General features: G+C 74.3%; 3 protein-coding genes. 1 reads left to right on the forward strand and 2 read right to left on the reverse strand.

Features of this window, described 5'->3' with window-relative positions:
* Positions 1 to 21 precede the first annotated feature (21 nt).
* Both O4U47_RS30780 and gltB read right to left on the reverse strand, forming a co-directional pair.
* The gene (locus O4U47_RS30780; RefSeq protein ID WP_270681517.1) at positions 22 to 1,476 is read right to left on the reverse strand and encodes a glutamate synthase subunit beta; all 1,455 of its coding nucleotides are present in this window, start codon (positions 1,474 to 1,476) and stop codon (positions 22 to 24) included.
* Positions 1,477 to 1,504: 28 nt separating this feature from the next.
* Complete coding sequence (gltB, locus tag O4U47_RS30785; RefSeq protein WP_270681518.1) at positions 1,505 to 6,097, reverse strand: glutamate synthase large subunit; 4,593 nt, start codon at positions 6,095 to 6,097, stop codon at positions 1,505 to 1,507.
* A 702-nt stretch (positions 6,098 to 6,799) separates the two neighbouring features.
* Between gltB and O4U47_RS30790 the strand changes: the two genes are divergently transcribed.
* Positions 6,800 to 8,671, forward strand: a complete 1,872-nt coding sequence (locus tag O4U47_RS30790) for a bis-aminopropyl spermidine synthase family protein (RefSeq protein WP_270681519.1) — start codon at positions 6,800 to 6,802, stop codon at positions 8,669 to 8,671.
* Positions 8,672 to 8,845 lie beyond the last annotated feature (174 nt).

Below are 8,845 nucleotides of genomic sequence, written 5' to 3' on the forward strand. Positions count from 1 at the left end.
CCCGCGCCCCCCGCCCGACTGTCAGACCAGCGGCCGCTCCGTGGGCGGGATGGCCGTCGGGAGGGCGGTGTCCGCGCCCAGGTAGCGGTCGACGCCCGCGGCCGCCGAGCGGCCCTCGGCGATCGCCCACACGATCAGGGACTGGCCGCGCCCCATGTCGCCCGCGCAGAACACGCCGTCGACGGTGGTGGCGTAGTCCTCGTCGCGGACGACGTTGCCGCGCCCGTCCAGGTCCACGCCCAGGCCCTCCAGCAGGCCCTCCTTCTCCGGGCCGACGAAGCCCATCGCCAGCGTGACGAGCTGGGCCGGGATCTCCCGCTCGGTGCCGGGCACCGGCTCGAACCCGTTCTCGGTGCGCTCGACGTCCACGAGCTTGAGCGCGCGCACCCGCCCCTGGTCGTCGCCGAGGAACTCCACGGTGTTGACCGCGTAGACGCGCTTGCCGCCCTCCTCGTGGGCGCTGGTGACCTTGTAGACCGTCGGCATGGTGGGCCAGGGCTGGCCTTCGGGCCGCTTCGCCGGGGGCTTGGGCATGATCTCCAGCTGGGTGACCGACCGGGCGCCCTGGCGGTGGGCGGTGCCGATGCAGTCGGCGCCGGTGTCGCCGCCGCCGATGACGACCACGTCCTTGCCCTCGGCGCTGATGGCGGGCGCGTCGGTGTCGCCCTCCTGCACCCGGTTGGCCAGCGGCAGGTACTCCATGGCCTGGTGGACGCCGTCCAGCTCGCGCCCGGGCACCGGCAGGTCGCGGGCCCGGGTGGCGCCGCCGGTGAGCACGACCGCCGCGTTCTCGGCGCGCAGCTCCTTGGCGGTGATGTCGGTGCCCACGTCGATGCCGGTGCGGAAGCGGGTGCCCTCGGCGGCCATCTGGGCCAGGCGGCGGTCCAGGTGGCGCTTCTCCATCTTGAACTCGGGGATGCCGTAGCGCAGCAGCCCGCCGATGCGGTCGGCGCGCTCGTACACGGTGACGTCGTGCCCGGCGCGGGTGAGCTGCTGGGCGGCGGCCAGCCCGGCCGGGCCGGAGCCGACGACCGCGATCCTCTTGCCGGTGCGCACCGCGGGGGGCAGGGGCCGGACCCAGCCCTCCTCCCAGGCACGGTCGATGATGGACACCTCGACGTTCTTGATGGTCACCGCGGGCTGGTTGATGCCCAGCACGCAGGCCGACTCGCACGGGGCGGGGCACAGCCGTCCGGTGAACTCGGGGAAGTTGTTGGTGGCGTGCAGCCGCTCGATCGCCTCGCCCCAGTCGTGCCGGTGCACCAGGTCGTTCCACTCGGGGATGAGGTTCCCGAGGGGGCAGCCGTTGTGGCAGAACGGGATGCCGCAGTCCATGCAGCGGGACGCCTGCTTGGTGACGGTGCCGCGGTCGAAGTCCTGGTAGACCTCGCGCCAGTCCTGGATGCGGACGTCGACGGGCCGGTGCGCGGGCAGCTCGCGCTCGGTGATCTTCAAAAAGCCCTTGGGGTCGCCCATGGGTGGTCCCTCCTCTCTCGGCGCGGGGCTAGGCCTGCGCGGCGGCCATGACGGCCTGGTCGACGTCGGCTCCGGTGCGCTCGGCCTCGGCGCGGGCGGCCAGCACGCGCTTGAAGTCGCGCGGCATGACCTTGGTGAAGCGGGCGGACTCGGTGTCGAACCCGGCGAGCAGCTTCTCGGCGACGGCCGAGCCGGTCTCGGCGCGGTGCCGGGCGAGCACGTCCCGCAGGAAGTCGCGGTCGGCCTCGTCCAGCGGCTCCAGGTCGACCATCTCGCCGTTGACCCGCTCGGGGTCCAGGTCGAGCACGTAGGCGGTGCCGCCGCTCATGCCGGCGGCGAAGTTGCGGCCGGTGCGGCCCAGGACGACGGCGCGGCCGCCGGTCATGTACTCGCACCCGTGGTCGCCCACGCCCTCGGCGACGGCCAGCGCGCCGGAGTTGCGCACGCAGAACCGCTCGCCGACGACCCCGCGCAGGAACACCTCGCCGGAGGTGGCGCCGTAGGCGATGACGTTGCCGGCGATGATGTGCTCTTCGGCGGGGAAGGCCGCCTGCTCGGGGGGCCGCACGGTGATGCGGCCGCCGGACAGGCCCTTGCCGACGTAGTCGTTGGCGTCGCCGACCAGGCGCAGGGTGACCCCGCGCGGGACGAAGGCGCCGAAGGACTGTCCGGCGGAGCCGGTGAAGGTGATGTCGACGGTGTCGTCGGGCAGGCCGTCGGCGCCGAACCGCTTGGTGACCTCGTGGCCGAGCATGGTGCCCACGGTGCGGTTGACGTTGCGCACCGGCAGGTCGAGGGTGACCTTCTGGCCGTAGTCCAGGGCGCCTTCGGCGAGCTGGATGAGGGTGTTGTCCAGCGCCTTGCCGAGGCCGTGGTCCTGGCCGCGGACGCGGCGGACGTGGTCGCCGTCCCAGGGCCGCTCGGCGTGCAGCACCGGTTCCAGGTCCAGGCCCCGGGTCTTCCAGTGCCGGACCGCGTCGTCGACTTCGAGGGCGCCGACGGCGCCGATGGCCTCGTCGAGGCTGCGGAAGCCCAGCTCGGCCAGGTATTCGCGGACCTCTTCGGCGATGAACTCGAAGAAGTTCACCACGAACTCGGCCTTGCCGGAGTAGCGCTCGCGCAGGGCGGGGTTCTGGGTGGCGACGCCGACCGGGCAGGTGTCCAGGTGGCACACGCGCATCATGACGCAGCCGGAGACGACGAGGGGCGCGGTGGCGAAGCCGTACTCCTCGGCGCCGAGCAGGGCGGCGATGACGACGTCGCGTCCGGTCTTCATCTGTCCGTCGGCCTGGACGGTGATGCGGTCGCGCAGGCCGTTGCGGATGAGGGTCTGCTGGGTCTCGGCCAGCCCCAGCTCCCAGGGGGTGCCGGCGTGCTTGAGCGAGGTCAGCGGGGAGGCGCCGGTGCCGCCGTCGTGGCCGGAGATGAGCACCACGTCGGCGTGGGCCTTGGAGACCCCGGCGGCGACGGTGCCCACGCCGGCCTCGGAGACCAGCTTGACGTGCACCCGGGCCTGCGGGTTGGCGTTCTTGAGGTCGTGGATGAGCTGGGCGAGGTCCTCGATGGAGTAGATGTCGTGGTGCGGCGGCGGGGAGATGAGCCCGACGCCGGGGGTGGAGTGCCGGGTGGTGGCCACCCAGGGGTAGACCTTGTGGCCGGGCAGCTGGCCGCCCTCACCGGGCTTGGCGCCCTGGGCCATCTTGATCTGGATGTCGTCGGCGTTGGTGAGGTAGTGCGAGGTCACGCCGAACCGGCCGGAGGCCACCTGCTTGATGGCGCTGCGGCGCAGGTCCCCGTCGGCGTCGGGGGTGAAGCGCCGCGGGTCCTCGCCGCCCTCGCCGGTGTTGGACTTGCCGCCGAGGCGGTTCATCGCGATGGCGAGGGTCTCGTGGGCCTCGGCGGAGATGGAGCCGTAGCTCATGGCGCCGGTGGAGAAGCGCTTGACGATCTGAGAGGCGGGCTCGACCTCCTCGATGGGCACGGGGGTGCGGGCGCCCTCCTTGAACTTGAGCAGGCCGCGCAGGGTCATCAGCTCCCCGGCGCGCCGGTCGACCTGGGAGGTGTACTCCTTGAAGATCTCGTAGCGCCGGGTGCGGGTGGAGTGCTGCAGCTTGAAGACGGTCTCGGGGTCGAACAGGTGGGGTTCGCCCTCGCGCCGCCACTGGTACTCGCCGCCGACGGGCAGGCGCCGGTGGTCGGGGCGGTCCTCCCGGTAGGCGGCGGTGTGGCGCAGGCGCACCTCTTCGGCGAGCACGTCGAACCCGGAGCCGCCCAGGCGGGAGGTGGTGCCGGTGAAGCAGTGCTCGATGACCTCCGCGCCCAGGCCCAGGGCCTCGAAGATCTGCGCGCCGGTGTAGGAGCTCACCGTGGACACGCCGATCTTCGACATGATCTTGAGGACGCCCTTGCCGTAGGCCTTGACGGTGTTGCGCACCGCGGCGGCGGTGTCGGTACCGCCGATGACGCCGCGCTCGACCAGGTCGGCGACGGTGTCCAGGGCCAGGTAGGGGTTGACCGCGGAGGCGCCGTAGCCCAGGAGCAGGGCCATGTGGTGGCACTCGCGGGCGTCGCCGGCCTCGACGACCAGGCCGACCTTGTTGCGGGTCTTCTCGCGCACCAGGTGGTGGTGGACGGCGCCGGTGAGCAGCAGGGAGGGCACGGGGGCCTGGTCGGGGCCGGCGCCGCGGTCGCTGAGCACGAGGATGCGGGCGCCGTCGGCGATGGCGGCGTCGGCCTCGGCGCAGATCTCGTCGAGGCGGCGGCGCAGGGCGCGGCCGCCGTCGGCGACCGGGTAGGTGCCGCGCAGCACGTGCACCCGGAAGTCGGGGTTGCCGTCGGGGCCGCCGGCGGCGCGCACGGCGGCGAGTTCGGCGTCGTCGAGGACCGGGGTGGGCAGCACGATGCGCTTGCAGTCCTCGGGGGTGGCCGTGAGCAGGTTCTCCTCGGAGCCCAGGGCGGTGCCCAGGCTGGTGACCAGCTCCTCGCGGATGGCGTCCAGCGGCGGGTTGGTGACCTGGGCGAAGCCCTGGGTGAAGTAGTCGAAGAGCTGGCGGGAGCGGGTGGAAAGGGCGGCGACGGGGGTGTCGGTGCCCATGGAGCCGATGGGCTCGGCGCCGGTGCGGGCCATGGGGGTGAGGATGATCCGCAGTTCTTCCTCGGTGTAGCCGAAGACCTGCTGCTCGCGGGTGAGGTCGCGGCCGGCGGGGGCCTCGGGCTCGGCGGCGGGCAGGTCGGCCAGGCGCACCACGCCCTGGTCGAGCCACTCGGCGTAGGGGTGCTCGGCGGCGAGCTCGGCCTTGATCTCCTCGTCCTCGATGATGCGGCCCGAGGCGGTGTCGGCGACGAAGATGCGGCCGGGCTGCAGGCGGCCCTTGCGGACGATGCGGTCGGGGTCGATGTCGAGCACGCCGGCCTCGCTGGCGAGGACGACGGTGCCGTCGTCGGTGACCCAGTAGCGGCCGGGGCGCAGGCCGTTGCGGTCCAGGACGGCGCCGACGAGGCTACCGTCGGTGAAGGACACCGAGGCGGGGCCGTCCCAGGGCTCCATGAGCATGGAGTGGTACTCGTAGAACGCCCGGACCTTGGGGTCCATCTCGGTGTGGTTCTCCCACGGCTCCGGGATCATCATGAGCACCGCGTGCGGGAGGGACCGCCCGCCCAGGTGGAGGAGCTCCAGGGCGGCGTCGAAGGAGGCGGTGTCGGAGTCCTCGGGGTCGACGATGGGGAAGATGCGCGACAGGTCGCCGGGCAGCACGTCGCTGACCAGGTCGGCCTCGCGGGCGCGCATCATGTTGCGGTTGCCCTTGACGGTGTTGATCTCGCCGTTGTGCGCCACGTAGCGGAAGGGGTGGGCCAGCGGCCACGACGGGAAGGTGTTGGTGGAGAAGCGCGAGTGCACCAGCGCCAGCGCGGAGGCGTAGCGGCGGTCCGACAGGTCGGGGAAGAACGGTTCGAGCTGGGGCGTGGTGAGCATGCCCTTGTAGGCGATGGTGCGGGGGCTGAGGCTGGGGAAGTACACCCCGGCCTCGTGCTCGGCGCGCTTGCGCAGGCAGTAGGCGTGGCGCTCCAGTTCGATGCCGGTGCGGCCCTCGGCGGGGCCGCCGGGGGCGCCGCTGACGAAGAGCTGGCCGAAGTGGGGCATGGCCTCGCGGGCGGCGGGGCCGCAGTAGGAGGGCTCGACGGGCAGGTCGCGCCAGCCCAGGACGGCCAGGCCCTCGTCGGCGGCGAGGGCTTCGATGGTGCGCACCGCAGCGGCGCGGTCGGCCTCGCCGGCGGGCAGGAAGGCGATCCCGGCGGCGTAGGCGCCGGCCTCGGGCAGGTCGAAGCCGCAGACCTCGCGGTAGAGGGCGTCGGGGATCTGGGTGAGGATGCCCGCGCCGTCGCCGTCGTCGGGGTCGGCGCCGGAGGCGCCGCGGTGGTCGAGGTTGCGCAGGACGGTGAGGGCCTTTTCCACGGTGTCGTGGGTGCGCCGGCCGGTCAGGTCGGCGACGAAGCCGACGCCGCAGGCGTCGTGCTCGAAGGACCGGTCGTAGAGCCCCTCCCCGGTGGCGCGGGAGGCCGCGGTCGGGGTGTGGTCGGCGTGTGCGCGGGCGGCGGAACGCCGCACCTGGCCAGCAGGCATCTACCCTCCTGTCGTCGTGCGATGGGCTTTTGGTCAAAGCGCATTCGGGACGACGTTGGCCCTGCTGCGGTGGTGCGGTCTTGAGTTGTGCCCGGTCGCGGCCCCGGGGTGGCCGGGGCGCGGCGGGACGCCAGGGGCCGGTGGCGGGCGCGCCGTCCGGCCGGATGTCACGTCCTCGTGGACCGGTGCGGTGCGCCGGGTGCCTGCCCCTGTCGGTGGTCAGGTTATACATCCTGGTCGCGGGCGGCGCGAATCGTTTCGCGCCTCCGCCGACCCCTCGCCGCTGCGGTGCGGCGCGGATGCGGTGTCCGCCGTCCCCTGCCCCGGGGTCGGCGTGCCCCCTGCCCGGCGTGCCGGGCTAGCGGAGGTCTTCCCCCCGGGTGGGGCGGCAAACATTCGCAAAGCGGATGAAACCACCGGACGGCAGAGTAACAACACGGCTGCCGGGGTGTTTCCACCGGGGGTCCACGATAGGTGATCGCCGGGGGTGCCGACCATGGCCCCCGGCTGGTTCCTCGGAGGGCTCGTCTGCGCAGGTGAGGCGGTGCACGAGGGGGTGTGGCGGCGGGCCGTTACGGGCGTGTTTCATCTCACTCGCCCGGTCGCCCGGAGTAGCCGTCTTCCGCGGGGCCCAACGGGCGGCCCGGCGGGGCCGCCGGGCGGGCGCCCCCTCCCCCACCTGGGGAATGGGAGGATCGGACGGTGAACGATCTCCCGCCTGAGCTTTCGGCCCTGCTCGACGCGCAGGGCGCCGACGCCGCCCTCGGCCACCGCGTCCTGGCCGCCCTGTCCGACGGGGCCTGGTGGAGCCCCCGCGAGCTGGTCCGCGCCACCGCGGTGGCGCACCGCACCGCCTCCGCGGTCCTGGACGCGCTCGGCCCCGACCTGGAGCGGGTGTCCTCGGCCGGCGCGGAGGAGCGGGTGCGCCTGGTGCGGCCCGGCCCCTACGCCGCCGCCTTCGACCGGCCGCGCGCGGGCGACCCGTGGGCGCCGCTGATGGAGGCCCACCCGGAGGCGGCCGATGAGCTGCGGCGCCTGGTGGCCGAGGCGCCGCCGTCGCGCACCGACCTGGACCACGTGGCCGCGACCGCCCGCACCGCCCTGCGGCGCGGGGTCTTCCTCGACGAGCGGTTCGACCTGGCGGGGCGGCGGCTGCTGTGCGTGGGCGACCACGACCTGACGTCGCTGGCGGCCCTGCTGGTGCGCCCGGAGGCCGAGGCGGTGGTGGTCGACGTCGACGAGCGCATGCTCGCCTATATCGACGCGGCGGCGGACCGTCTGGGCCTGCGGGTGCGGTGCCACTTCGCGGACCTGCGGCTGGGGCTGCCCCCGGCGGCGGCCGGGGCGTGCGACGTGGTGTTCACCGACCCGCCGTACACCCCGGAGGGGGTCGAGCTGTTCGTGCGCAGGGGGTTGGAGGGCATGGCCGACCCGCGGCGGGGGCGGGTGGTGGTCGCCTACGGGGCGAGCGGGACCACCCCGGGGCTGGTCGCCAAGACGCAGGCGCGGCTGTCCCGGATGGACCTGGTGTTCGAGGCGGTGCACCCGGACTTCAACCGGTACTCGGGCGCCGAGGCGATCGGGGCCGCCAGCGACCTGTACGTGCTGAGGCCGCTGGCGCGCACGGCGGCGGGGCGGGGGCCGGAGGCCGGGCGCGGGCCGGAGGCGGCCCGGATCTACAGCCAGGGCGGCAACGCGAAGGAGGCGGCCGCGGCGGGCTCGGGCGAGCTGGAGGAGCTGGCGGGGTCGTCGGCGCTGCCCGCCCCGGGGTCGGAGGAGGGGCCGGGGACGGTCGTGGGCGACTGGCCGGCGACCGCGGCGCGGGCGGGCGTGCACCGGGTGCGCCTGGGCACGTGGATGTCGGCCCCGGTGGAGGCCGAGGATGTGGTGGTGAACCTGACCGGCGGCTGGGAGGCGCTGCTGGGACGGGCACTGCTGGCGTCGGGCGGAGTGAAGGTGCGGGCGGTGGTGTCCGCATCGGCGCCGCAGGTCCGCGACGAGGCGGGCCAGCGGGCGCTGGCCGCACTGCTCGGCCCGGGGGTGCGAGTGCGCTTCCGCAGGGGAGGCCCCGGGAGCCGCCTGATGGTGGTGGAGTCCACCCCGGTCACGCCCGCCTCTGGCGCGGCGCCGGGGCCGAATGGACCCGACGCCACGCCGGTCCCGCCCGCCCCTGGACCTGCCCCGGTCACGCCCCGCCCTGGTACGGCGCCGGTCCCGCCCGGCCCTGGACCTGCCCCGGTCACGCCCCGCCCTGGTACGGCGCCGGTCCCGCCCGGCCCTGACTTCGCGCCGTCGGACCGCCTGCGCGCCCGCTGCCGGGAACGCGCCCACGGGCCGCTCCCCCGGGTCCTGCGGGAGGCCCTGATCGCGGTGGCGGCGGAGGAGGGCCGGTCGGTCAACAAGAAGACGGCTAGGCGCCTGGTAGCCGAAACGGCCCCGTGGGCGTCCGGACACACCCTTCTTGACCTGCCGGAACACCGTTTCCCGGAGCTCGACCACGCGGCCGAGAAGATCTTCGAGGCCTTGGAGGAGGAATCCCCCCGGCGGAGCGGGGACACGGCCCCCGAGGAGTGAGGCGAACACTCCCCGCACCGACGAAGGTCGGCGGCCCAACCTGCGCCGTTGTCGGCCGCGCGGTGTGTGCGTGGTCGCCGTGGTGGGCGGCGACGGCGTGAGCGGGGTGGTTCCCCGGGCCTGCTTGCCGGACGGCGGGCCCCTCGCGGTCCGGGTCGGCGGCGGCTCAGCCGG

Source organism: Nocardiopsis suaedae (assembly GCF_027706745.1).
Lineage (GTDB): Bacteria > Actinomycetota > Actinomycetes > Streptosporangiales > Streptosporangiaceae > Nocardiopsis_A > Nocardiopsis_A suaedae.

Bases quoted from the DNA above. Each gene is read 5' to 3' on its own strand.
- O4U47_RS30780 (WP_270681517.1), bottom strand. From the start codon at position 1,476: ATGGGCGACCCCAAGGGCTTTTTGAAGATCACCGAGCGCGAGCTGCCC.
- gltB (WP_270681518.1), bottom strand. From the start codon at position 6,097: ATGCCTGCTGGCCAGGTGCGGCGTTCCGCCGCCCGCGCACACGCCGAC.